We start from the raw sequence: 23,834 nt of genomic DNA, 5'->3' as shown, positions 1-23,834 counted from the left end.
CGGTGAATGGATCCCGGATCAAGTCCGGGATGACGGGAAGAGGGTCAGGTCAGCGCCCCGGTCGCCCGGTCTTCCCCTTTGTCCTGCCCTTGCGCTTTTGCTCGGCCGGGTCCTCGTAGGAGCCAATGCCCGTCTTGCCGCGGACGAGGGGGCGCGGGTCGTCGGTGGGTCCTCGGGTCTCGCTGCGCTCGCCCGAGGATGACGACGGAGAGGGAAGCGGCGAGGCGCGCTTCTTCGTACCGATCGATTCCCCTGGCTTTTCCGGCAGCGCGCCGCTGACCGGTCTTTCGGTGCGGCCGACGGTCATTTCGTCGAGGCTGTTGCGGCGGAAGAGGCTCTTGCGCGCGGGCTCGGCGATGTCGCGGCCCATTTCGTCGAGGTCCGGCTTGCGGAAGAGGGGCGTTGCGGTGTCGGTGCCCGGGCCCATGTCGTCGAGGCCGGGCTTTGCGAAGTAGGAGGTTCCTCGCCCGCCCTCGTGGTTCGAGACGGCCCTTTGGGCCTCCTCACGATGAGGGCTCTCACTGTGGCCACGGCTCGCTGCTGCGTCCCCACCCCGAGGGCTACCCGCTGCAGTCGTCGCTCCGTCCTCATCCTGAGGCGGTCGCGCAGCGCCCCTCGAAGGACGAGGGCGGCCGCCTTCCATCGCCCTGGATTCTTCGCGGGCCAGAGGGTCGTCCATGGCTGCGAGTTCGACGGCCTTGAGGCGCTTGATCTCGTCGCGCAGACGCGCGGCCTTTTCGAAGTCCAGGTCGGCGGCGGCGTCGCGCATCTGTTTTTCCAGCGCGTTGAGATGGGTCTGCAGGTTGGCGCCGACGAGGTTTCCGCCGTCCGCAAAGCCCTTGCCTGACGCACCCGAGATGTCGGCGCGGACGTGGTCGCGTTCGTAGACGGAGTCGAGGATGTCGGAGATCTTCGCCTTGACCGATTCCGGGGTGATGCCGTGTTCGGCATTGTAGGCCATCTGCTTTTCGCGGCGGCGGCCGGTTTCCTCCATCGCCCGCTTCATCGAGCCGGTGACGTTGTCGGCGTAGAGTATGACCTTGCCGTCGACGTTTCTTGCGGCGCGGCCGATGGTCTGGACCAGCGAGGTTTCGGAGCGCAGGAAGCCTTCCTTGTCGGCATCGAGGATGGCGACGAAGCCGCATTCGGGAATGTCGAGGCCTTCGCGCAGAAGGTTGATGCCGACGAGCACGTCGAAGGCGCCGAGGCGGAGATCGCGGATGATCTCGATGCGCTCCAGCGTGTCGATGTCGGAGTGCATGTAGCGGACGCGCACGCCCTGCTCGTGCAGGTATTCGGTGAGGTCTTCGGCCATGCGTTTGGTGAGCACGGTGCAGAGGGTGCGGTAGCCCTTGGCCGCGGTCTCGCGGATCTCGCCGAGCACGTCGTCGACCTGGCTGCGGGCGGAGCGGACCTCGACGGGCGGGTCGATGAGGCCGGTCGGGCGGATCACCTGTTCGGCGAAGACGCCGCCGGACTGATCCATCTCCCAGCCGCCTGGCGTGGCCGAGACCGCGATGGTGTCGGGGCGCATCGCGTCCCATTCCTCGAAGCGCAGCGGCCGGTTGTCCATGCAGGAGGGCAGGCGGAAGCCGTATTCGGCGAGCGTCGCCTTGCGGCGGAAGTCGCCGCGGTACATGCCGCCGATCTGCGGCACGGTGACGTGGCTTTCGTCGATGAAGACGATGGCGTTGTCGGGGACGTACTCGAACAAGGTCGGCGGCGGGTCGCCTGGGTCGCGGCCGGTGAGGTAGCGCGAATAGTTCTCGATGCCCTGACAGGAGCCGGTGGCTTCGAGCATTTCAATATCGTAGCGGGTGCGCTGCTCCAGACGCTGGGCCTCCAGCAGGCGACCGGCCTTCTCAAGCTCGACGAGGCGGCCCTTCAGCTCCTCCTTGATCGACTTGATGGCAGCGTTCAGCGTCGGGCGCGGGGTGACATAGTGCGAATTGGCGTAGATCTTCACCGATTTCAGGTCGCCGGTCTTCTGGCCGGTCAACGGGTCGAACTCGGTGATGGCGTCGACCTCGTCGCCGAACATGGAGATGCGCCAGGCCGCGTCTTCCAAGTGGGCCGGGAAGATCTCGATCGTATCGCCGCGGACACGGAAGGAGCCGCGCTGGAAATCCATGTCGCGGCGCTTGTACTGCTGGGCGACGAGGTCGGCCAAGAGCTGGCGCTGGTCGAGTCGGTCCCCGACATTCATCTGGAAGGTCATGGCGGTATAGGTCTCGACCGAGCCAATGCCGTAGATGCAGGACACGGAGGCGACGATGATGCAGTCGTCGCGTTCGAGCAGCGAGCGCGTCGCCGAGTGGCGCATCCGGTCGATCTGCTCGTTGATCGAGGATTCCTTCTCGATATAGGTGTCGGAGCGCGGGACGTAGGCTTCCGGCTGGTAGTAGTCGTAATAGGAGACGAAGTACTCGACGGCGTTATCAGGGAAGAAGTTCTTGAACTCTGAATAGAGCTGGGCGGCGAGCGTCTTGTTCGGCGCCAGGATGAGCGCCGGGCGCTGCGTTTGCTCGATCACCTTGGCCATGGTGAAGGTCTTGCCGGAGCCGGTGACGCCGAGCAACACCTGGGAACGGTCGCCGTTCTCCAGGCCCTCGACGAGGTCCCTGATGGCGGTCGGCTGGTCGCCGGCGGGCTGGTATTCGCTGTCCATTCGGATCGAGATGCCGCCCTCGGATTTCTCCGGCCGCGCGGGACGGTGCGGCGTCCAGATCTTGCCGTTCTTGTGCAGCGGGTTGCCGCTCTCGATCAGCGCCGACAGTGCCTCGACAGTGGCGGTGACGGCGGTGCCGGCCTGCAGCGAGGCGGCCTCCTCCAGCGTCGTATCCATGCCCGCAACCGGGTTGAGGCCGGCTGCCGCGCGGGTCTTCGGGTCGGTCGAGCCGCCCATCGACGTGCCGCGTGCGGATTTCGACGCGGCGATCTCCACTTTCTTGCGATGCTTGCCCGCCTTTGAGGCGATTTGCCGCTGGGTCTCGACGCCGGAGGCCTCCGCATCGGCTTCCAACTGCTTCACCCAGTCGGCGACGGAACCCTCAAGAGGGGCGCCTTCAAAAGACGGCTGTGGGGCTTCCTCGAAGCCATTCGGGGCGGGAGATTTCTTCGGAGTTTTGGCCATGGGCGGAATATGGCGGGAGTCATTGCGAAAGTGAAGAGGCAAAGAGTACAAAAGGGAAACAAATGAATCGTTCGGATTTGGTAAACAGTGGCGTTCGATTTTCTCCTAACCCGCTGTCGGCTGAGGCCGCGGTGGGACGTCCTTGACATCTGAGGCGGGCTGCGAAGAGGCCCACGAAGGGGAGTAGACATGAAAAAGATCATCACAGGTGCATTCGCCAGTCTCGACGGCGTCATGCAGGCGCCGGGCGGCCCGCATGAGGACCCAATCGGCGGCTTCAAGTATGGCGGCTGGGCCGCCCCTTATTTTGACCAGGCGATGGGGGAGGCCGTGGGCGAGATGTTCGCCAATCCCTTCGATTTGCTGCTCGGCCGCAAGACCTATGATATCTTCGCCGCGCATTGGCCCTATGTCGCTGCCGACGACCCGATCGGACCGCTGTTCGATCGAATCACCAAGTACGTTGCGACCCGTAACCCGGACCTGAAGCTCAGCTGGCAGAACAGCCAAGTGCTCGGCGCCGACGTCGTCGGTGTGATCAAGGCGCTAAAGAGCAGCGATGGCCCGGATCTCCTGACGCAGGGATCGACCGACTTCCTGCAGACCTTGTTCCAAAACGACCTGGTCGACGAACTGCATATTTCATTCTTTCCCGTTGTGCTCGGCAAAGGCAAGAAACTGTTCGGCGACGGCGCCTTTCCGGGCGCGCTGAAACTCGTCGGTTCGAAGGTCTCCGGTTCCGGCGTGACGGTGAACAAATATGTCCGAAGCGGCGACATCATCACCGGCTCGTTCGAATTCGAGCAGCCCACTGCGGCAGAGCTGGAGCGGCGCAGGAAGCTGAGCTGAGGCGATGGGATGGGGTGCCGTCTTGAACCAAATGAGGAGCAGCGGATCCCGGCGCTGCTCTTCGTTTTCCTTGGACGCGGTTTCCAGAGGTGAGTCGTGGAGGAGCTTCCGCTGATCAAAACGCGGCGCAAGGGCAAAAACTCTATTCAGAGCATGCTGATCCCGAGCGAGACGATGGTCGCCGACGAATTGCGCGCCGCCCGGCCGGGCCATCTGTCGGATATCGCGGAGTAAGGCGCGCACTCGCGGCGAAGTACGAAGCGGATGCGTGCTGCCCGGTGACCGTGCACCGGCATCTGGTACGCATCAGCCAGGACGACAGCGCTCCCTTTTGGCGCGTTGTCGACCCCGAACGGCCGTTCGCCCGACGCATGGTAGGCGGGCCGGATCATATCCGCGAGAAGCTTGCCGCCGAGCGCTGAGCGACGGTCAAACTGTCGCAGGCGGGAACCACGACAGCATTGCTGACGTTAGCCGAGGCTGCCTGTCACAGCTTCGACCTCGCCCGTCCCTGGTCGATCCCTCTCTTCGACGGCATCCGGACATTGCCCGCCTCGCCGCCGCTTTCGGACGGAGGAACAATGATGTCCGCACTGCAGAGCCTGCGCGCGCTCACCCCGCAGCAGCGCAACACCGTGATCGCCAGCTATCTCGGCTGGACGCTCGATGCCTTCGATTTCTTCATTCTGGTTTTCGTTCTTAAGCACATTGCAGAGGAGTTTCATACCGACGTTCCGGCCGTGTCGGTTGCGATCTTCCTGACGCTGGCCATGCGGCCGCTCGGCGCGCTGCTGTTCGGGCTGGCGTCGGACAAATACGGCCGGCGGATCACATTGATGGTCAATGTGCTGTTCTATTCACTGTTCGAGTTCCTGACCGGCTTTTCCACCGGGCTGACCATGTTCATCGTGCTGAGAGCGCTCTACGGCATCGCCATGGGGGGCGAGTGGGGCGTCGGCGCCTCACTCGTCATGGAGACCGTGCCGGAGGAAAGCCGCGGCATCGTTTCCGGCATCCTGCAGGCCGGCTACCCCTCGGGCTATCTGCTTGCCTCGATCGTCTTCTTCCTGCTCTTTCCGGTTATCGGCTGGCGCGGCATGTTCTTCGTCGGCGCACTGCCGGCGCTGTTGGTGTACTATATCAGGCGCAATGTCGAGGAGAGCCCGGCCTTCCTCAAGCGCCGGGAGCAGGGACGGCGGCCTTTCCTCAGCGTGCTGCGGGAGAACGTGCCGCTGTTCATATGGGTCGTGCTGCTGATGACGGCGTTCAACTTCTTCAGCCACGGCACGCAGGACATCTATCCGACCTTCCTGGAAACACAACGTAACTATGACAGCTACACAACGGGCGCGATCGCGATCGTCTACAATATCGGCGCGATCTGCGGCGGCCTGTTCTTCGGCGCGCTGTCGCAGCAGATTGGCCGCAGGAAAGCGATCGTTATCGCTTCGCTGATCGCCGTGCCGGTGGCGCCGCTCTGGGTCTATGCGCCGGGGCCGGTGCTGCTCGCCGTCGGCGCCTTCCTCATGCAGTTCTTCGTGCAGGGCGCCTGGGGCATCGTGCCGGTGCACCTGAACGAACTGTCGCCGGACGAGGTGCGCGGGACCTTCCCGGGCTTTGCCTACCAGCTCGGCAATCTGCTGGCCTCCGGCAATGCGACGCTGCAGGCGGGGCTGGCCGCGCATTGGGACGGCGACTATGCCTACGCGCTCCTGATCGTGGCGGTGATCGTCGCCATCGTCGTCGCGCTGCTTGCCGGCTTCGGCTTCGAGAAGAAGGACGTGCGGTTCGGCACGGATGAGGCAGAGGAGCCGCACGGCGTGCGCGCATGATCGGACAAGCGAACCGCTGAAGGCAGGCGCGGCATGGCCGCGCCTGCATTTCTTTCGACTACCCTTGGGTCAGACGATGACCGGCATCAGGAAGCGGACGAATTCAGATTCCTTCGCGACGGAGCTGTTCTTCTCTAGCCGCGGAAAGGTCCTTTCGCACACCGTGTTGCCCTGGTTGCCGCCAAGCAGCGTTACCGTCGTGCTCGTCCAGGCGACCACGAAGCCGACATGGCCGTTGCCTTTGGGCCCAGCTCTGGTCGGTGAAGGGCGGCGCATAGCGGCGAACCGCGGTGGCGCCCGGCTGCGGGTCTTGCCGCACATGAAACTGCTTTTTCTTGTCCCGGAAGAAGGAGCGGGCGCCCGGATGGTCGGTGCCCATGTGGCAGCTTGTGACGAGGAGTAGTTCACGAAAGCCGCGCACACCTTGAGGTCATTGAGGATGCGCGGGTTCTCTCCGGGATCAGGCCATTGGCTGCGTTCACGCGCTGGAAGGGCCGCCACGCGGCGGGCGATGGTCATCCAGTCCTTGCGTGGTCGATGCCGCCAACGACGCAACGTCGATGGACGCACCCGCCAGCGCTGCCTTTCCGGCATCCTCGTTAGGAACGATCGCGAAGCTGCCGTCGTCGCCGATGGCGAGACGTGCCCTTGCGGATATTGGCCGCATTGCAATCGCGCCGGGAGCGGGAGCCGCCTTCGCGGATTTCGTCGCGGTCTGTACAGAGGATCGTCTCCGGCGCGATTGCGCGGGCGTGGACGAATGGTCCGGGCGCGCCGGCTACCGGCGGGGTAGGGCTGTCCATGTTGGCAACGGGCGGCGTGCTTGGCAAAGCTTCTCGGCCGTCTGGCCGGTTGTCATGTTTTTCGCTTCCAACATTTTCATGACCTTTGCGTGGTATGGACATCTCAAGCACAAGGGCACGGCGCTGTTCATTGCCATCGTCGTCAGCTGGGCGATCGCCTTCTTCGAATACTGCCTTGCCGTGCCGGCCAACCGCATCGGTTCGGTGGTCTACTCGACGGCGCAGCTGAAGACGATGCAGGAAGTGATCACGCTGCTCGTCTTCTCCGGTTTCTCGGTGTTCTGGCTCGGCGAAACCCTGACCTGGAACCACGTGATCGGCTTTGCCCTGATCGCGATCGGCGCATCCTTCATCTTCCGCGGCTAACGGTCTGGAATTGCGGGCGACTTAACGGGCGGAATCGTCCCGGTCTCAGCGCGACAAGCCGATGCCGTTCCTGCACGCCCAGACAGATCTACCGCTCCACGAAGCCGCGCAGGCGTTCGAGCGCGGCGTCCCATTGTCGCGAGACGCTGTCGAGATAGGCGCGCATCTCGCCGATCCGATCGGGTTGGAAGGCGTAATGGCTTTCCCGCCCGACTTTGGCGGAGCGGACCAGGCCGGCCTGTTCCAGCACGTGCAGATGCTTCGTCACCGCCTGCCGGCTGAGTGCGGTCCCGACGGAAAGCCCTGATATCGAGCGTTCGCGCCCGTCGCTGAGGGTCGTCAGCAGCGACAGGCGCGTCGGGTCCCCCAGCGCGGCGAACAGGATTGCCGCGTTCGCGCGGTGGAATTCGACGTTAGCGATCGACGTATTCCTCGATGTTTTTCATCTGTTCGGCCCAGCCGCCGTCGTTCATGCGGAAGGCTTCCTCGCGGCGATGCGGCGGGACCTTGTCGAAACCCGATTCCGTGACGGTCAGGCGCGAGCCCGATGACGTCGGCTCCAGACGAAACTCGACCAGGGTCGGCGGCTCGCCGGAGTAGTCGACATCGGGATCGATGGCGTAGGGATGCCAGGTGAAGGAAAACAGTTCGGGCTCTTCCATGCGCTTGACGGTCGCCTGCCAGCGAATGTGCTCGTAGCCGGGGTAGGTGATGTGACCGGTCGAATTCTCGCCCGGCACGAAGGGGCCGTCCAGCTGGACGCGGAACCATTCGCCGAATTCGCGGTGATCGGTGATGGCTTTCCAGACGCGCTCGACCGGCGCATTCAGTTCGATGATCTTCTCAACGCGGTCAGACATATCAGCAACCTCCTGGTTGCCTTTTAAATCGCATATTCGCGATGAATTGGCAACCAAAAAGTTGCGAATTGTTACCCGAGGATGTCGTAGATGCGGAAGATGAAGCTGACCTGATAGACCAGATTGAGCCAGACAAAGGCCGTGTGGAAGCGGCGGTTTGCGGTCCATGCGGCGATGAGGCAGAGGATGACATAGACGATGTTGCGCGCCGGATACTCCCAGCCGATGGAGTGGATGTGGTCAGCGCCCTTGATCGCAGTGTCGACGATGTCGACAGCGTAGGTGAGGGCGAGCGTGCCGAAGAACCAGCGCCGGCGGGAGTGTACGGCATAGGGCTTGGCCTTTCCCGGATGCTGGATGATACCAGCGATGCCGGTCAGCAGCCGCGCAAGGCTCAGCGAGATTACCATCCCCATCACCACCTTGATGTGGAGAAAGACCTCCGGCGAGGCGACCGATTCCATGGCCTACTCCGCGGGAACCGGCTTGGGCTTTCCGCTCTCGTCGAGCGCAACCATGATGAAAGTCGCCGCTGTCACCTTTTCCATGTTGTTGTAGCGGGCGCGCGTGGCCCAAGCCTCGACCGAGAGCATGATCGAGGTGCGGCCGACGGCTTCGATCGTCGTATAGACCGACAGTGTATCGCCGATCTTCACCGGCAGGGCGAAGGCCATCTCCTTGACGGCCGCAGTGACGACACGGCCCTTGGCGCGCTCGGAGGCGGTGATGCCCGAGGCAAGGTCCATCTGTGCCATGACCCAGCCACCGAAAATGTCACCCGCCGGATTGGCATCGGCGGGCATCGCCACGGTGCGAAGGGTCAGCGCGCCACTCGGCTTGGCGTTGTCGGTCATGCAAGGTTCCTCTTCAGCATATGGATAGCGATTCCGAAGGACCGTAGCGCAGATGCCGTTGAAGCGAAACGCGGCCCTGTCGAGAGACGGTGCGTTGGCCGCCGCACCTGCTACCATAGTTCTATGAGATCTTACCTAGTGCCGCGCCACAGAGATTATGACTCTTTGACGGGGTAAGCTTTGCGGAGCTTTTGGCGGGCTTTTTCGGTTGTGAACATCCATTGGATCTTTGCGCCATTAGCGTTGCGTTGCTGCTCCCAGGCTGCGACTTCGGCGATTATGGTGTCTTTATTGTCGATACGACGGTCGAGGCATTGGCTGCGCAGGACACCGATCTCGATCTCGACCATGTTGAGCCAACTGGCGTGCTTGGGCGTGTGGTGGAACTCCAGTCGCTTCAGCACCCTTCGAGCCTCCGGGGCTGGAAATGCGTCGTAAAGCGCCCCGGCGGAATGGGTGGAGAGGTTGTCCATCACCACGCGGATGATCGGGGCGTCGGGATAATCGACGTCGACCAGTTCGCGCATGCACTGGGCGAAGTCTTGGTTGGTTCGCCGATCGGTGACCTTCACCCTGCGCCAGGGCTGGTGGGCGTCCATGAAGACAAACAGATTGACCGTGCCGTTTCGGCGATACTCGCAGTCGTAGCGTTCAAGCTGGCCAGGCTTGGCCGCAATGGGCTCGCGCACTTCGCCGATGAGTTGGGTCGGGCTCTCGTCGAAGCAGACCACGGGCCTTTGTGGATCAGGCGTCTCTGCGTAGAGGTCGAGAACATCCTCCATGCGCGCGACGTATTCCCCATCGAGCTTTGGGATGCACCACATGTCTTTGCGCCAAGGTTTGAGATGATTCTCAGCCAGCCGGCGACGTACGGTCTCCGAGGACAACTCGTCATGATCGGTGAGTCGGACCATCTCATCGGCCAGAAGCTCCAGGGTCCAGCGGGCTCGCCCGGGCGGCGGCTTTGAGCAGGCGGTCGCCACCAACAGCGCCTCCTCCTTGCTCGATAGCTTGCGCTCAACACCCGGGCGCGGTTCTTCACTGAGCGCGCCTTCCAGATTGGCTTCCACAAACCGGCGCTTGGTCCGGTAAATCGTCGATCCGCTGACGTTCAAGGTTGCCGCGATCACCTCGTCGCTGAAGCCTTCGTCCGCCGCCACCAGGATCTGGGCGCGCTTGATCTTGCGCGACGCATGGCGTCCCCCGCTCAACAAAACGGCCAGTTGATCACGTTCCGATTGGCTAAGCTCTACGTGAAACTTTATATTCATCGACACCTCCTTCAGCGCGGAGACGCAGATGAATCCGAAAATGAGTCCCTCACTTGACCCGCAAGCCGCAACGGCAAGACATGGCCTTACGCAAGTCCAAGGCCAGTACCTGGCCTTCATCTACGCCTACAGCCGCATCTTCAAACAGCCTCCGGCCGAAGCCGACATGCGTCGCCACTTCGCCGTTACGGCTCCGTCTGTTCACCAGATGGTGCTGACCCTCGAGAAGGCAGGATTTATATCCCGCGTGCCAGGCGCAGCACGCAGCATCCAACTTCTCATCCCACCAGAAGACTTGCCCATTCTACGATAACCCAACCCGTCATAATCTCTGTGGCGCGGTACTAGCGCGGTTTGCACGGGTCGTGGCTTGTCAATAAAAATCAATGCTTTGCCTTGGAAATATGCGGTGGTGGCGAAAGTGCTCACGCAGCGGCAGTTCAGTAAACTCTAATTAAAATTCACGATCCGGTAAGGCTCGCATTGCAGTATTTGACTATTCTCAAATTCTGAACTGCCGGGGCTCAATGCGTAACGTCAAGATTTCCACTCGCCTCTATTCTCTCGTGGGGCTGGCGCTGACCATTCTGGTGCTCGCCATCACCTTCTTCCTCAACTATTCGCACGCGAAGCTGGAGAGCGAGCGCAAGCATGGTCTTGCGCAGATGGATGCGACGGCGATCGCCATCTTCCAGAAATACTACAAGTTGGAACAGTCCGGCGCCATGACGCGGGAGCAGGCGCAGACCGCGTCGAAGGAGGTGATTTCAGCCATGCGCTACGGCGGCAATGGCTACTTCTGGATCAACGACATGCACCCGAGGATGATCATGCATCCGATCAAGCCGGAGCTGAACGGAACGGACCTGTCCCAGAACAAGGATCCGACCGGCAAGTTCATCTTCGTCGAGTTCGCCAATACCGTGAAGAAGAGTGGCGAAGGCTTCGTTGATTACTACTGGCCAAAGCCGGGTGCGGCCGATCCGGTGCTCAAATATTCTCATGTGGTCGGCTTCGAGCCCTGGGGCTGGGTGGTCGGCACCGGCGTCTATGCCGACGACCTTGCGGCGCTCTATCGCCAGAACGCGATCTGGGCCGTAGGGGCTTGCCTGATCGGCGCGATCGTGATCATCGGCGTCGCCTTCGGGATCGTACGCAGCGTGACCTCGCCGATCGCTCGGCTGAAGGGCGCGATGAACGCCATTGCCGATGAACGCGACGTCGGCGAGATCGTCGATCACGAGCGGCGTGACGAGATCGGCGCAATGGCGAAGTCTCTGCTTGTGCTGCGTGACTCCGTCCGCGAGCGTACCCTGATGCGCGATCGCGAGAGCCAGCACCAGCTGCAGATCGAGGAGGAGCGTCGCGGCAACGAGGCCAACTGGCGCTCGGCAGCCGATCGCCAGACCTTTGCGATCCAGTCGCTCGGGGCAGGCCTGGAAAAGCTTGCCGCCGGTGACCTGACCGTATCGATCGGCGATCTCGGCGACGATTACGCCAAGCTGCGTTCCGACTTCAACTCAGCCGTCGACGCGCTGAACGGCGTGATTCAGGCGATCGCGGAATCGACCCGTGTCGTCAACGACAGCGCCGGCAATATCAGTGCAGCCACGAACGATCTGTCGAAGCGCACCGAGCAGCAGGCGGCCGCCCTTGAAGAGACGGCGGCGGCACTCGACGAGATCACCGCGACCGTGCGGACTGCTTCGGAACGTGCGGCGGAAGCCCGCGAGATGGTGGCGGAAACCAAGACCAGCGCCGGCAAGTCGGGCGAGATCGTCCGCAATGCGGTCACCGCGATGAACCGGATCGAGGACTCATCAAACCGCATCAGCCAGATCATCGGCGTCATCGATGAGATTGCCTTCCAGACGAACCTGCTGGCGCTGAATGCCGGCGTCGAGGCGGCACGTGCAGGCGAGGCGGGTCGCGGTTTTGCGGTGGTCGCACAGGAAGTACGCGAACTGGCTCAACGCTCCGCAAACGCAGCAAAGGAGATCAAGGTACTCATCAGCACCTCGGCAAGCGAAGTCGGAAACGGCGTAACGCTGGTGCGTTCTACTGGTGATGCGCTGCTCGAAATCGAGGAGCTGGTCAATCGTGTCAACAACCATGTCGCCTCGATCGCGACTGCAGCGCGCGAGCAGGCCACGGGGCTCAACGAGATCAACACCTCGGTCAACCACATGGATCAGATGACGCAGCAGAATGCCGCGATGGTGGAGGAGACGACGGCTGCAAGCCAGACACTGGCCGAAGAAAGCCGGCAGTTGAGCACCTTGCTGGCCAATTTCAGACTGCGTGCTGCCCGTGGAAATGGTGCAGGACGGATGTCCCGCGCTGCCTGATGAGTTGACTAACAAATAGATCGAGGGTCTCCCGGGCGACGCCACGGGGGACCTTTTTCGTGATGCCTACCTGCCCGTTGCGTCCTTTGAATTTGCGCTTTCAGATAGTAATGTGCATGGCGTCCGCAATGGAGTCCACGAATGCTTCGGTTCTCGCCTTGCTTCCCATGCATGAGCTTGTTCGGCATCGTTTTCTGCTTGTTGTCGATTGCAGCCTGGGCGCCTTTCCTGAATTTCGTGCTGATGGGGAATGTCAAAGTCACGAACGGCAAATGGTCGGTCTCTACAGGCGCGAGAAGCAAATGAGAGGGAACGCATGAGACATTTGCTGCTGCGCCTATTCGTGTCGCTTTCGACGCCGGGGTTGGCACTTGGCTTCATTTTCTTTGCCGCATCGCTGACGCCGAGCCTCATGCCGCGCTCCTTCTTCATTCAAGGCGCGCTGTCGGGCATCGCCGCCGCCGTAGGGTATCTTTTCGGGGTAACCTTTACCTGGCTGTGGAAATACCTGGAGCTGCCGGTCGCCAGCGGACGCAGACTGCCCGGCAACCTGATCGTTTGCGGACTGGGTGTTGTGCTGTCGGTGGTCGTCCTTTGGCGCGCTGCCGGCTGGCAGAATTCGATCCGTGACTTGTGGCACATGGAGCGCGTCGATACGGCTGAGCCTTTCAGTGTCGCGCTTGTCGCAACCGTCGCCTTCTTCGTTGCTCTTCTGATCGGTCGGCTGTTCCGGTTCACGTGTCTGTTCCTGTCGAAGTGGCTGTCGCGCTTCGTGCCGCGCCGCGTCTCGCAGCTGACTGGGGGTGTCCTTGCGATCGCCCTCTTCTGGTCTGTCGTAGACGGCGTGCTCCTGCGTGCGGCGTTGCATCTAGCCGACAGTTCATTCCAAAGGGTCGATGCGCTTCTGGAAGACGGCGTTCCTATCCCAGGCGATCCGGCAAAGACCGGAAGCGCCGCCTCGCTTGTCGCCTGGGAGGGACTTGGGCGTCAGGGCCGTAATTTCATCGTCTCTGGGCCGACAGCCGCGCAAATCGGCGATTTCTGGAAGACGCCGGCGCGCGAGCCGCTGCGAACCTATGTGGGCCTCAACAACGCAGAAACGATCGAGGAGCGCGCAAAGCTCGCACTCGAAGAGATGAAGCGCCAAGGCGCATTCGAACGCTCGCTCCTCATCATCATCGTTCCGACGGGAACCGGCTGGATCGACCCGGAGGCAATGGACACGCTCGAGTATCTGCGTCACGGGGACGTGGCGAGCGTCGGGCTTCAATATTCCTATCTGACAAGTTGGTTGTCGCTGCTTGTCGAGCCGGAATACGGTTCGGCGTCCGCCAGGGCGTTGTTTCGCGAGGTCTACGGCTACTGGACAACGTTGCCGCGGGACGAGAGACCGAAGCTTTACCTGCACGGCCTCAGCCTTGGAGCACTGAATTCCCAAGTCTCCGCGGATATCTTCGACATCGTGGCGGATCCATTCCAGGGGGCGTTGTGGAGCGGGCCTCCTTTTGAAAGCAGGATGTGGCGAGACGTGACGGCCGCGCGCAATCCCCAATCACCTGCGTGGTTGCCGCAGTTCCGCGACGGATCCCTCATCCGATTCACCAACCAGACGAACCAGTTGGATATTCCCGGCGCAAACTGGGGACCCATTCGCATCGTCTATCTGCAGTATGCCAGCGACGCCGTGACGTTCTTCGATCCCTATTCTTTCTATCGGGAGCCGGCATGGATGAGGCGTCCGCGCGGGCCAGATGTTTCGCCGAGCCTGCGCTGGTTTCCGGCGCTGACAATGCTGCAATTGCTGGTCGATATGGCGATCGCAACGAGTTCTCCGATGGGGTACGGCCACGTCTATGCCCCCCAGCACTATATCGATGGCTGGATCGCCGTGACGGACGCGAAGATTGACCGCGAGCGGCTCAACGCCTTGAAGCGGCTGTTCGAGGAGCGGTCCGTGCAGACGGGCGAGGGCGACTAGTTATCCACAGACCGTGTTTCAAACAGGGAAACGCTATACGTTAACCATGTTCATTAGGCCTTCATTCAGCGTCTCGTATCAGTTTGCGCCGCAGTGGCTGGGAAACCACAGCATTGAGGCTCGAAACAATGACCTACAGCGGCTTGCTTCTTACTGCCATCGTGGCTGGTCTGATCACAATTCTGGCGGTCGGCAGTCGCCCGGCGACCGAGGCTGCGTCCAACTGGCCGCAGATGGACGTGATGAAGACGGATCGGATCGTCACGGGCAGCGTTCCTGCGCGATAAATGAGGGCGCGTCAGTTTTGTTCTGCGCCAGCGGCGGCGGGTGCATCAAATTGGTACTTCGGACGTCTCTCAGAGAGACGATGTTACTGATATTCAGACTCTGTTAGGTATCTCGGGGGCAAGGCCTTTTTCAACCCCGGCGGATGACCTAAGCCGACATCATGGGAGAGAAATCATCATCCGAATCGCGGCCGTGCCTGATCGATCTGGTGATCGTCGGGGTGGCCGCAGGGCTTCTGGCCTGCCTGCTGCGCGGCGGCAACATCGGTGCGATCGCGCCGGTGGGTTTGGGAACTGCCTTGTCCTGGTATTTTCTGGGCTTCCCGATCATCAGGACAAGAAATCGCTCGCGCTAATTGGGAGTCCGAAGCAAGGGCGCGTTAATAGTAGGGGCTTAAACGGGTAGGGTTCGTAAGGCAATTTACCCATGTATAGTTCCGATCAACGATACGACGTCATTTGCGACCCGCTCGATCTCTGGATGGTGTGGGACAACCAGACTGAAGAGCCTGCGTCCTTCGGCGGGCAGATACTGCATGGCTTGACGGAACGCCACGCCGTCGAGGTCGCCAAAATCATGAATGAACTCTACGGCAGTGAGAAACGAGATGCGCCCACAGCGTTTCGCAGCGTCGGGGGCTGACGCTCTGAGGGCACGTCACCGGTGCGTTTAGCCGTCGGGCTGCACCGCCACAGAGTTCAGGCTAATCTCCGCCATCGCATGCTTTGGCAGCGCGATATGGGGAGGCGGATGCCATGGGCACGAAGGAATTGTTCTCAATCGCCGCCGATCATGCCGTGCGCTTTCGTGACACGGCCGACAGTCGCCCCCATCGCCCATTGCGTGACTATGCCACCGCCGTGGAGGCCTTTGCCGCCCCGCTGCCTGAACAGTCATCGCCGATGGTCGACGTGCTCGACGAACTGGTGACGACGGCGGAGCCGGGATTGCATCTGATGACCGGCGCGCGCTTTTTCGGCTGGGTCATCGGAGGCTCTCACCCGATGGGAGTTGCCGCCGATTTTCTAACGAGCGCGTGGGGACAGAATGCCGGCAACCATACGGCGTCGCCGTCGGCGGCCGCCGCTGAAACGGTAGGCGCGCGCTGGCTGCTTCAGCTGCTTGGACTTCCCGCTGGCTGTTCTGTCGGCTTTGTCACGGGCGCGACCGTCGCGAATTTCACCTGCCTTGCGGCCGCTCGAGGCGAGGTGCTGCTACGGTCAGGCTGGGATGTCGATGCCAACGGGGAGCGCCGCAAATCACGGTGCTGATCGGCGATGATGCGCATACGACGGTGTTCTCCGCGTTGCAGTTTCTCGGCCTCGGCCACGATCGCGTGGTGCGGATCCCGACGGATGATCTGGGGAGCATCGCGCCGGTGGCGTTCGAGCAGGCCGTTGCCGATGTCTCTGGCCCTTGCATAGCGATCCTCCAGGCAGGGCAGATCAATACGGGCGCCTGTGACGATTTCGGCAACTTGATCCCGATTGCCAAGTCGAAGGGCGCATGGGTGCATGTCGACCGGGCGTTCGGCCTCTGGGCGCAGGCCTCGGCGCGGCGGCGTCATTTAACCGCCGGCGTGGAGCAGGCGGACAGCTGGGCCACCGATGGGCACAAATGGCTGCAGACGCCCTATGATTGCGGCTATGCGATCGTGCGCGACGAACTTGCGCACCGGCGGGCCATGACCATATCGGCGAGCTATCTGCCGCTTGCCAGCGAGGGCGAGCGCGATCCTTCGCACTATGTGCCGGAGCTGTCGCGGCGGGCGCGCGGCTTTGCCACATGGGCGATGATCAGGCATCTCGGGCGCAGCGGCGTCGAGGCCCTGGTCGACGGCGCCTGCGACGCTGCGACAGGCATGGCACTGGTGCTTGCCGGGGAACCGGGAATTGCGATTGGCAACGATGTGCTCCTCAATCAGGTGATTGTGCGCTTCGGAGCGGACCTGCCGCCTGAGCAGGCCGACGAGCTCACCAAGCGAACGATCGGCGCCTTTCAGCGCGAGGGCGCTCTGTTTGCCGGCGCAGCGACATGGCGCGGCAGGCAGGTCATGCGCCTATCGGTTGCCAACTACCAGACGAACGCTGCCGAAGCGGCGAAGGCGGTCGATGCGATCTTGAGATCCTATCGGGCAGAGCGGCGCGACGCCGTGTAACCTTATAGTGACCTGTCGTGTCGTGGTTGCGACGGGACGCATGCCAGTCGCCGTCCAGCGTGGCCCGGCACTACTGCCCGCGACCCCTTAGCCAGTGATCGATTGAGAGAGTGCCCGCTCCGGCGGCGGCGAGCACGAACATGCCGCCCGCGATGGCCAGATCTTTTTCGAAATGAAGCAGTTCGTTCTGATCGCTGAAGTTGGTATGGAAAAGCGTGGCAGTGGCGACGCAAAATAGGCCTAAGGCGGACGCGCCGATGCGGGTCAAAAGCCCGGTGGCGATGGATAGGCCGGCGCCGATTTGGAGAGCGATCGTTGCTACAAGCAGTGGAACGCTCAATCCGAATTGTGCAGCCATCTCGACGGCCCCCGAAAAATTGAGCGCCAGCGAGACGCCCTCATGCAGAAAGATCCAGGCGAGAAGCAGTCGGCCGATCAATAGCGCAATGTCGATCGCTCCTGTGCCGACCGAGGATTTGCCGTCTGCCATATGAACCTCCGTGCCGCGCTGCCAACGACCTCAGGCAGCGCGCTCGCATCATAGACCAGAGACGAGAATTCGCCAGCCTTGCCTCCTGAGCCCTAGCGCGAGCAGGAGGCTAGGCAGCGTCCATCTCCGGATTGTCGATACACGCGGGAGCCTCGTGGACCTGGAAGCGGTTCTTGCCGTCAGTCTTGGCCTTGTAGAGTGCGGCATCGGCACAAACAAAGATGTTGGAGTTCATTGATGCATCGAAGAAGGCGACGCCCACGGACGCGCCGACATGCATTCTGGCGCCGTCCCGTTCGACCGAGTGGGTGAGGCAATGGACGACGGTCTCAGCGAGCTTGGCGACGCTTTCGGCGCTGTCGTAGCCGCTGACAAGGACCGCAAATTCATCGCCGCCAATGCGGGCCACGAGGTCTGCTCCCTTGCACGCTGAAAGCAGCCGCTCTGCCGTTTCCTTGAGGCACTCGTCGCCAGCCTGGTGGCCGAAGGTGTCGTTGATGCCCTTGAAGCCGTCGAGATCAATGAGCAGCAGGGCGGCGCTGCTGCCACTGATGCAGCGTAGTGGCAGGCGCTGCAGGGCCGTCTGAAACTGCGCGCGGTTCGGCAGGCCCGTCAGGATGTCGAATTCGGCGAGATAGCGGATCTGGTCAAACATCATCTTTTCGGCCGTGATGTCGAGCTTCATGCCGAAGATGCGGGCAGGGACATCGCCCTCACATTCGACGGTGGCCGTAATGCGGATCCAACGCGTATTGCCCTTGGGTGTCACGATCTCCGCGTCGAGCGTAAAGCCGCTCTGCTCCTGGATCGCGCGGCTGCGCAGCCGTACAAGCTCGGCAAGCGACTCCTTGGAATAGCATTTCAAGATTTCCGCGCGATCGAGATCGGCCTCGTATGGCACGTCGAAGAGATCATAGACCATCTTGGTCCAGACAAGGCGGTTGTCCGGCAGGCTGCATTCCCACACGCCGATCCTGGCGGCTTCGGATGAGCGATCGAATATCTTTCGGCTGTGGGCGAGGGCAATCGCCTGCTGTTCGAGCTGCTGCTCTTTTTCCGCGACGGCACTTTGGAGCGCCTCTATGACAGTCTGGCTGCCACGCCGGGATGGTGCCAGGCGAGCGGCGATTTTGGCGAAAGTAGCGAGGAGCTTCATGCCCGACCCAACGGTTGGCGATCCAAATCCTACAATCGTTGGAATGACTTAAGATTTCGTTCTGTGCATTGTGCAGCAAATTGCGTTGTCGAACAAACCGATGCCCAAACCGGAACATCTGCGCGTCCGGGCAAGCGTTTCTCCCTCGGGCCTGCGTGTGCTGTTGCGGCTCTCTATCGGGCTCAAGACGCGGGCGGTAGCAATCCAGGTAAGCTTTCGTTCACCGTTCTTCATTAAATTTCGGCTTAAGTTTTAGATCCCTGCCGTTCCTCGGAAGCGATGAGAGCATGGCGTTTGTTTCCATTCTTCGGCAATACGTGTTGCCAGTGCTGCTCTCGACAGCACTGGCAACGTGTTCGACCGATGGCCTTATTCCGCCCGGCGACGTAGACAATGGCACACGGGTGGGGTCGATCTCTCCGCCTGAGCGTCGCGCGCCTGCTGCGCGGATGCAGATGGCACCGAGTGAGCAGGCCTATCCGGCAGCAAATGCGCCGGTCAGTGATGCTGCCGGATCCGTCGACTACCTCAACACGCCCAATCTTGCCGGAACGGGAAAACGCCGCGCCCAGAGCCAATCGCAAGCGCTTCAGGCACCTGCGCAGGCCGGGCGACTGCCGATGATCGATAGCGACGAGGCAATGGCGGGCGCACAGGGCGCAGCCGGCTCTCTTCGCAACCAGCCTACGACCTGGGGCGGCACGCAGCAGCTCGCCGTGCCTGCGGGCGGCGTCAATATGGACGCTGAACTTGGAGCCGAGCCCGCCGTCGGTCTTGCCGAGGAGCAACAGCAACAGATTGCCGAGGGCCAGTCCGATCAGCCCGTTGTCGATGGCATCGGTACCGACAATCCCACCCAGCTCAACCGCGTGCGGATCCCCGCGCCGGCCGCGCAGGCGCAGATGGGCAACGCGCCTGTGTGGACCGATGGAAGGCCGGTGGTCGCGCCGGCGCGCGTGCCGGAAGAGAACGAGGAACAGCAGGTCGCCATGCTGCGACCCAACAACCCGACCGCGCCGATGATGAGTGAACCGGCCGCCCCCGCAGATCCGAGCGTGATGCCGGCCTCGGAGCTTGCCTGCCGTCGCGACTTGAAGCGCATGGGCGTCGTCTATTCCGAGAAGCCGCCGATCTCGAACGGGCCTGCCTGCCAGGTGCCGTACCCGATTTCCCTGCAGGGCCTTTCCGGCAATATCGGCGTCCGGCCAGCGGTGACACTGAATTGCCAGGTGACACTCGCCTTCGCCAAATGGGTCAAGAACGAACTCGCGCCTTCCGCCCGCTTTCGCTACTGGTCCGGCATCAAGACCATTCAGCCTCTCGGCGGATATAGCTGCCGCCGCATGAACAACAGCCGGCAGCGCTACAACCCGATGTCCGAGCATGCCCGCGGCAACGCAATCGATGTCGGCAAATTCGTCCTGAAGAGCGGTCACGCGATCGACGTGCGCAAGAAAGGGCTGTTCTCGTTCCGGGAGGGCCGGCTGTTGCAGGCCGTGCGCAGCGACAGTTGCAAGTATTTCAATACGGTGCTCGGACCCGGCAGCAATCCGGAGCACTGGAACCATTTCCACTTCGATCTCCGGGCGCGCCAGAGCGGCAAAGTCTACTGCGATTGAAAAGGAAAGGCCGGCTCGAAAGCCGGCCCAAGGCGAACGCAGCGCGGGCGGCGCCGCCCGGCCGGGTCACGGCATGTGATGACTGGATACACTTCACTGCATGTCGAGGAAGCAAAGGGAGCGTAACGAGATCGCTCAGGCGGCTCTCCGCAAGGGGTGCGGCGGGACGGAGAGCGCTTGCTTGCCTCGCCGTCTTTATGGCTGAGAAATATCACCGGTTGATGACATCTTGCCGCTTTGGAGTTTTCCACAGGCGCGAATGGTTTTTTCTTTCAGACGCGTTTTCACGCAAGTGAATACTCTGTTCGTCTGTGCCGGGATGTCAAAACTACTCAAAGCGGATATATAGCGCCCCAGCAACTCCCGCCGCAGATGTCAGAAGAGCCCTTTATGGCCCCGATCATTTCCATCCGAAATCTCACCAAGACTTATGCCAACGGATTTCAAGCGCTCAAGGGTATCGACCTTGATGTCGAGCGCGGCGAGATTCTGGCCTTGCTCGGACCGAACGGCGCGGGCAAGACGACGATGATCTCGATTGTCTGTGGTATCGCCAATCCGAGTGGCGGCACAGTGACCGTTGACGGTCATGATGTGGTCAAGGATTTCCGGGCGACGCGCTCTTTGATCGGCCTCGTTCCCCAGGAGTTGACCACGGACCAGTTTGAGACGGTGTGGAATACGGTCAGCTTCTCGCGCGGGCTGCACGGCAAGCGATCCGATCCGGCGCATATCGAGAAGGTGCTCCGCGACCTTTCGCTGTGGGACAAAAAGGACAACATGCTGCGGCAACTGTCGGGCGGCATGAAGCGGCGCGTGCTCATCGCCAAGGCGCTGTCGCATGAGCCGGAAATCCTCTTCCTCGACGAGCCCACCGCGGGCGTCGATGTGACGCTGCGAAAGGACATGTGGCACGTCGTCGAAAAGCTGCGGCGCTCCGGAGTCACGATCATCCTGACCACGCACTACATCGAAGAGGCAGAAGAGATTGCCGATCGCGTCGGCGTCATCAACGGCGGGGAGCTCCTGCTGGTGGAAGACAAGACGGCGCTGATGGCGAAGCTTGGCCGCAAGCAGCTCATTCTCGAATTGAACGAGCCACTGCAGGAGCTGCCGGACCGTTTTGCCGGCAACGGTCTTTCGCTCGCCGCAGACGGCAGCCGGCTGATCTACGATTTCGATGCCCAGAACGAGCAGGAGAGCGTCGCAACGCTGCTGACGCGGCTCGGCGAGCACAATATTCACTTCAAGGATCTTTCGACGCAGCAGAGCTCGCTGGAAGACATCTTCGTGGCGCTCGTGGGAGGAGCGAAATGAACGTCGAAGCAATCAAATCCATCTACTTCTTCGAAATGGCGCGCACACGCCGGACGCTGTTGCAGAGCGTCGTTTCGCCTGTCATTTCGACATCGCTTTATTTCATCGTTTTCGGCGCGGCGATCGGCTCGCGGATCCAACAGGTGGAGGGCGTTTCCTACGGCGCCTTCATCACACCGGGGCTGATCATGCTGACGCTGCTTGGCCAATGCATCAGCAATGGATCCTTCGGCATCTACTTTCCGAAATTCACCGGCACGATCTACGAGGTATTGTCGGCGCCGGTGGCCATGAGCGAAATCCTGCTCGGTTATGTCGGCGCTGCGGCGACAAAGGGGCTGATGATCGGGGTGATCATCCTGTTGACGGCGAATATATTTGTGGATGTGAGGATCGAGCATCCGGTGATGATGGTCCTGTTCTTCCTGCTGACGGCGATCACCTTCAGCCTGTTCGGTTTCATGATCGGCATCTGGGCGACCAACTTCGAACAGCTGAACCTCATCCCCATGCTCGTCGTGCCACCGCTGACCTTCCTTGGTGGCAGCTTCTATTCGATCAGCATGCTGCCGCCGTTCTGGCAGGCGGTGAGCCACTTCAATCCGGTGCTCTATCTCGTCAGCGGCTTCCGCTGGAGCTTCTTCGGCATTGCCGACGTCAATCCGCTGGTGAGCCTCGGGATGATCTCGATCTTCCTGGCGATTTGCCTGGGGACGCTGGGCTGGATCTTCAAGACGGGATACAGGCTGCGAAATTAACTGCTACCTGCGCGAGGTCCAAGGGCCGTCCCTAGTCTCGCATCCGCAGCTCGTCCGTCTGGATCTGCAGAGATCCGAGGGTGGAGAGGAAGCTCATACCGAGGAGGCTCTGGTCGAGCTTTCCGTCCTGCGCGACGCTGGCCGGAACGTTATGACGGATGATCGGGCCGATCGCGACCTCGGAGAGCGTCACACGGGCTGCGCGGGCGCGACCGTTGGCCGTCATGACGCTCATCGAATAATCGAGATTCTCGGGAATGATGCCGACCCGCTCCGCGTCCTCGCGGGATAGCGCGATCATGCTTGCACCCGTGTCGACCAGCATCGAAATGCTCTGGCCGTTGATCGTGACATAGGCCTCGTAGTGACCGTTCAGGAGCTTGTGAAGGATCACCTCCTCGACGCCCTCGCTGGTGGTCACGACGACTGCGCGGCCCGGGACAAGGCCGGCGAGCAGGCGGTGGCCGATGCCAAGCGCCTCCTGCCGATATAGATAGATGGTCGCAAGAGCGAGGATCAGCACAAGCCAGATCATCAAATTGCGCAGGGTCTCACTTGCGCTCGTGCGCCGTGCCCAGACGCCGGCGGCCAGCATCAGCGCGATCGGAAGCAGATAAACGACGCGGCCGAAATCGTCGGTCCTCATGCCGAAGATCCGGTTCGTGTCATCGCTGAATATGAGTACGGCGAGACCCAGGCCAAGGACCGCAAGGACGATCGTCAGACGGTTCATGCACGCTGCTCCGCTGTGGCCTGCATCATCGGCTGTGGCGGGATTGCCAGTCGGCTTGCGGCAAGCCGCGCGGGCAATATGGCTATCAGCTGCCGGCGTTCCTCGTCGGAGAAGGACATCCAACCGCCGATCTCGGGAAGCGTACGGCCGCAACCCATGCACAGGCCGGTTTCCGGATCGATCGAGCAGACATGGATGCAGGGTGTTTGCATGCAATCTATATCGAGGTTTCACAAAGCCATGGCAAGGGCGCAGACGGTGGCGATTTCCGAAATCTGCTGGGCCGCGCCAAGCGTGTCGCCTGTATGCCCGGCGAGCTTGCGACGGACGAACCGGGTAAAGGCCATGACCGACAAACCACAGGCAAGAAGCGCGCAGACGAGGGGCAGGAGGCCAAGGCTTGGCCAGAGCAGCAGAGCCGACAAAAGGCAGCCGGAGGCAAGCGCCATATGCATCGTGCCTTCGCTCGGCTGTCCTGCGGCGGCGGCTACGCCATCGGGTTTTGCCGATGGCAGCCGATGCCAGTGCCAAACAAGCGCGCCACGGCTGATGCAGGCTATCGCCGGCAGAGCGAGCGCTGCGGCCAAGGGCGGGGCTGCGCGTGCGACTGCGGCGAGTGCGCCTGCTCGAAGCGCAAACGACAGGATCAAGGCGATTGCGCCATAGGTGCCGATGCGGCTGTCCTTCATGATCGAGAGTGCATGCTCGCGGTCGCGCCCGCCGCCGAGGCCGTCGGCGCAGTCGGCCAGACCATCTTCGTGAAGCGCGCCTGTCAATGCCGCCTGTACGGCAAGCGCGACGAAAGCCGACATCAGCCGGTCTGCATGCAGGCAGAGCATCACCAGGAAGACAAGCGCGGGCAGGAGCGCAATGACAATGCCTGCGACCGGAAAGGCGCGGGAGGCCCTGTCAAGCTTGCCGTTGAAATCGACGAAGGCAGAAGGCGGCATCGGAATGCGGCTGAGAAAGGCAACGGCGCGAGCGACGTCGGCCGCATAGTTTCCAATGTTCATCGTGCAGC

24 protein-coding genes and 2 pseudogenes are annotated in these 23,834 nt (G+C 61.9%); 14 read left to right on the top strand and 12 right to left on the bottom strand.

What is annotated here, in order from left to right; all coding sequences use genetic code 11:
* Positions 1-49: 49 nt before the first annotated feature.
* On the bottom strand, positions 50-3,133 hold the full coding sequence (gene uvrB, locus WGT02_RS13170; RefSeq protein WP_208250260.1) for an excinuclease ABC subunit UvrB: 3,084 nt from the start codon (positions 3,131-3,133) through the stop codon (positions 50-52).
* A gap of 189 nt (positions 3,134-3,322) precedes the next feature.
* On the opposite strand from uvrB, the gene WGT02_RS13165 reads away from it, so the two are divergent.
* The 3 genes and pseudogenes from WGT02_RS13165 to WGT02_RS13155 all read left to right on the top strand — a co-directional run bounded on the left by WGT02_RS13165 (position 3,323) and on the right by WGT02_RS13155 (position 5,814).
* Entirely contained in the window at positions 3,323-3,982 is a 660-nt protein-coding gene (locus WGT02_RS13165; protein WP_208250262.1) for a dihydrofolate reductase family protein, read from the top strand.
* A gap of 96 nt (positions 3,983-4,078) precedes the next feature.
* Positions 4,079-4,404: pseudogene (locus WGT02_RS13160) on the top strand (hypothetical protein).
* Positions 4,405-4,566: 162 nt separating this feature from the next.
* Positions 4,567-5,814, top strand: coding sequence for an MFS transporter (locus WGT02_RS13155; RefSeq protein WP_208250263.1), 1,248 nt, complete (start codon positions 4,567-4,569; stop codon positions 5,812-5,814).
* Positions 5,815-5,883: 69 nt separating this feature from the next.
* Here the strand turns inward: WGT02_RS13155 and WGT02_RS13150 are convergent, their stop codons facing one another.
* Positions 5,884-6,333, bottom strand: coding sequence for a hypothetical protein (locus WGT02_RS13150; protein WP_225039667.1), 450 nt, complete (start codon positions 6,331-6,333; stop codon positions 5,884-5,886).
* A 338-nt stretch (positions 6,334-6,671) separates the two neighbouring features.
* Here WGT02_RS13150 and WGT02_RS13145 point away from each other — a divergent pair, with 338 nt between their 5' ends.
* Entirely contained in the window at positions 6,672-6,983 is a 312-nt protein-coding gene (locus tag WGT02_RS13145; RefSeq protein ID WP_029709867.1) for a DMT family protein, read from the top strand.
* Between the two features lie 88 nt (positions 6,984-7,071).
* Here the strand turns inward: WGT02_RS13145 and WGT02_RS13140 are convergent, their stop codons facing one another.
* From WGT02_RS13140 to WGT02_RS13120, 5 genes are all read right to left on the bottom strand, one after another.
* Complete coding sequence (locus WGT02_RS13140; RefSeq protein WP_029709866.1) at positions 7,072-7,404, bottom strand: helix-turn-helix transcriptional regulator; 333 nt, start codon at positions 7,402-7,404, stop codon at positions 7,072-7,074.
* Entirely contained in the window at positions 7,397-7,843 is a 447-nt protein-coding gene (locus tag WGT02_RS13135) for an SRPBCC family protein (protein WP_208250264.1), read from the bottom strand. The genes WGT02_RS13140 and WGT02_RS13135 overlap by 8 nt, the downstream gene beginning before the upstream one ends.
* A gap of 71 nt (positions 7,844-7,914) precedes the next feature.
* The gene (locus WGT02_RS13130) at positions 7,915-8,307 is read right to left on the bottom strand and encodes a hypothetical protein (protein ID WP_024312869.1); all 393 of its coding nucleotides are present in this window, start codon (positions 8,305-8,307) and stop codon (positions 7,915-7,917) included.
* 3 nt (positions 8,308-8,310) lie between these two features.
* A complete protein-coding gene (locus WGT02_RS13125) occupies positions 8,311-8,697 on the bottom strand; it encodes an acyl-CoA thioesterase (RefSeq protein WP_024312868.1) in 387 nt (128 codons plus the stop codon).
* Between the two features lie 155 nt (positions 8,698-8,852).
* A complete protein-coding gene (locus WGT02_RS13120) occupies positions 8,853-9,968 on the bottom strand; it encodes an IS630 family transposase (protein WP_208245192.1) in 1,116 nt (371 codons plus the stop codon).
* A 28-nt stretch (positions 9,969-9,996) separates the two neighbouring features.
* On the opposite strand from WGT02_RS13120, the gene WGT02_RS13115 reads away from it, so the two are divergent.
* The 7 genes and pseudogenes from WGT02_RS13115 to WGT02_RS13085 all read left to right on the top strand — a co-directional run bounded on the left by WGT02_RS13115 (position 9,997) and on the right by WGT02_RS13085 (position 16,740).
* On the top strand, positions 9,997-10,281 hold the full coding sequence (locus tag WGT02_RS13115; RefSeq protein WP_225039569.1) for a LexA family transcriptional regulator: 285 nt from the start codon (positions 9,997-9,999) through the stop codon (positions 10,279-10,281).
* Positions 10,282-10,495: 214 nt separating this feature from the next.
* Positions 10,496-12,316 (top strand): methyl-accepting chemotaxis protein, encoded by a 1,821-nt coding sequence (locus WGT02_RS13110; protein WP_024312867.1) that lies wholly within the window; start codon positions 10,496-10,498, stop codon positions 12,314-12,316.
* 316 nt (positions 12,317-12,632) lie between these two features.
* Entirely contained in the window at positions 12,633-14,294 is a 1,662-nt protein-coding gene (locus tag WGT02_RS13105; RefSeq protein ID WP_024312865.1) for an alpha/beta-hydrolase family protein, read from the top strand.
* 113 nt (positions 14,295-14,407) lie between these two features.
* Complete coding sequence (locus WGT02_RS13100) at positions 14,408-14,581, top strand: hypothetical protein (protein ID WP_375678352.1); 174 nt, start codon at positions 14,408-14,410, stop codon at positions 14,579-14,581.
* A 161-nt stretch (positions 14,582-14,742) separates the two neighbouring features.
* Positions 14,743-14,937, top strand: coding sequence for a hypothetical protein (locus tag WGT02_RS13095; RefSeq protein ID WP_037119333.1), 195 nt, complete (start codon positions 14,743-14,745; stop codon positions 14,935-14,937).
* Between the two features lie 71 nt (positions 14,938-15,008).
* Positions 15,009-15,224 carry a hypothetical protein gene (locus WGT02_RS13090; protein WP_024312863.1) on the top strand — a complete coding sequence of 72 codons (216 nt, stop codon included), beginning with the start codon at positions 15,009-15,011 and terminating at the stop codon, positions 15,222-15,224.
* 113 nt (positions 15,225-15,337) lie between these two features.
* Positions 15,338-16,740 (top strand): annotated as a pseudogene (locus tag WGT02_RS13085) (pyridoxal phosphate-dependent decarboxylase family protein).
* Positions 16,741-16,810: 70 nt separating this feature from the next.
* On the opposite strand, the gene WGT02_RS13080 reads toward WGT02_RS13085, so the two are convergent.
* Positions 16,811-17,230, bottom strand: coding sequence for a DoxX family protein (locus WGT02_RS13080; RefSeq protein WP_024312859.1), 420 nt, complete (start codon positions 17,228-17,230; stop codon positions 16,811-16,813).
* Positions 17,231-17,339: 109 nt separating this feature from the next.
* Entirely contained in the window at positions 17,340-18,386 is a 1,047-nt protein-coding gene (locus WGT02_RS13075; RefSeq protein ID WP_208250266.1) for a GGDEF domain-containing protein, read from the bottom strand.
* Between the two features lie 287 nt (positions 18,387-18,673).
* Between WGT02_RS13075 and WGT02_RS13070 the strand changes: the two genes are divergently transcribed.
* From WGT02_RS13070 to WGT02_RS13060, 3 genes are all read left to right on the top strand, one after another.
* Positions 18,674-20,005, top strand: coding sequence for an extensin family protein (locus WGT02_RS13070; protein WP_024312858.1), 1,332 nt, complete (start codon positions 18,674-18,676; stop codon positions 20,003-20,005).
* A 390-nt stretch (positions 20,006-20,395) separates the two neighbouring features.
* Entirely contained in the window at positions 20,396-21,322 is a 927-nt protein-coding gene (locus WGT02_RS13065) for an ABC transporter ATP-binding protein (RefSeq protein ID WP_024312857.1), read from the top strand.
* Positions 21,319-22,080 (top strand): ABC transporter permease, encoded by a 762-nt coding sequence (locus tag WGT02_RS13060; protein ID WP_024312856.1) that lies wholly within the window; start codon positions 21,319-21,321, stop codon positions 22,078-22,080. Before WGT02_RS13065 ends, WGT02_RS13060 begins: the two co-directional genes overlap by 4 nt.
* Before the next feature lie 31 nt (positions 22,081-22,111).
* Here WGT02_RS13060 and WGT02_RS13055 read toward each other — a convergent pair whose 3' ends face one another.
* From WGT02_RS13055 to WGT02_RS13045, 3 genes are read right to left on the bottom strand one after another with little or no spacing between them, the layout of a single operon-like run.
* Complete coding sequence (locus WGT02_RS13055) at positions 22,112-22,813, bottom strand: TIGR02281 family clan AA aspartic protease (protein WP_024312855.1); 702 nt, start codon at positions 22,811-22,813, stop codon at positions 22,112-22,114.
* On the bottom strand, positions 22,810-23,025 hold the full coding sequence (locus WGT02_RS13050) for a DUF1289 domain-containing protein (RefSeq protein WP_024312854.1): 216 nt from the start codon (positions 23,023-23,025) through the stop codon (positions 22,810-22,812). The genes WGT02_RS13055 and WGT02_RS13050 overlap by 4 nt, the downstream gene beginning before the upstream one ends.
* A gap of 18 nt (positions 23,026-23,043) precedes the next feature.
* Positions 23,044-23,826 carry an adenosylcobinamide-GDP ribazoletransferase gene (locus WGT02_RS13045; protein WP_024312853.1) on the bottom strand — a complete coding sequence of 261 codons (783 nt, stop codon included), beginning with the start codon at positions 23,824-23,826 and terminating at the stop codon, positions 23,044-23,046.
* Positions 23,827-23,834 lie beyond the last annotated feature (8 nt).

This window comes from Rhizobium sp. T1470, assembly GCF_042140505.1.
GTDB classification, from domain to species: Bacteria; Pseudomonadota; Alphaproteobacteria; order Rhizobiales; family Rhizobiaceae; genus Rhizobium; species Rhizobium favelukesii.
The sequence above is the reverse complement of the archived record's forward strand: the minus strand, read 5'-3'. Positions and strand labels throughout refer to the sequence as shown.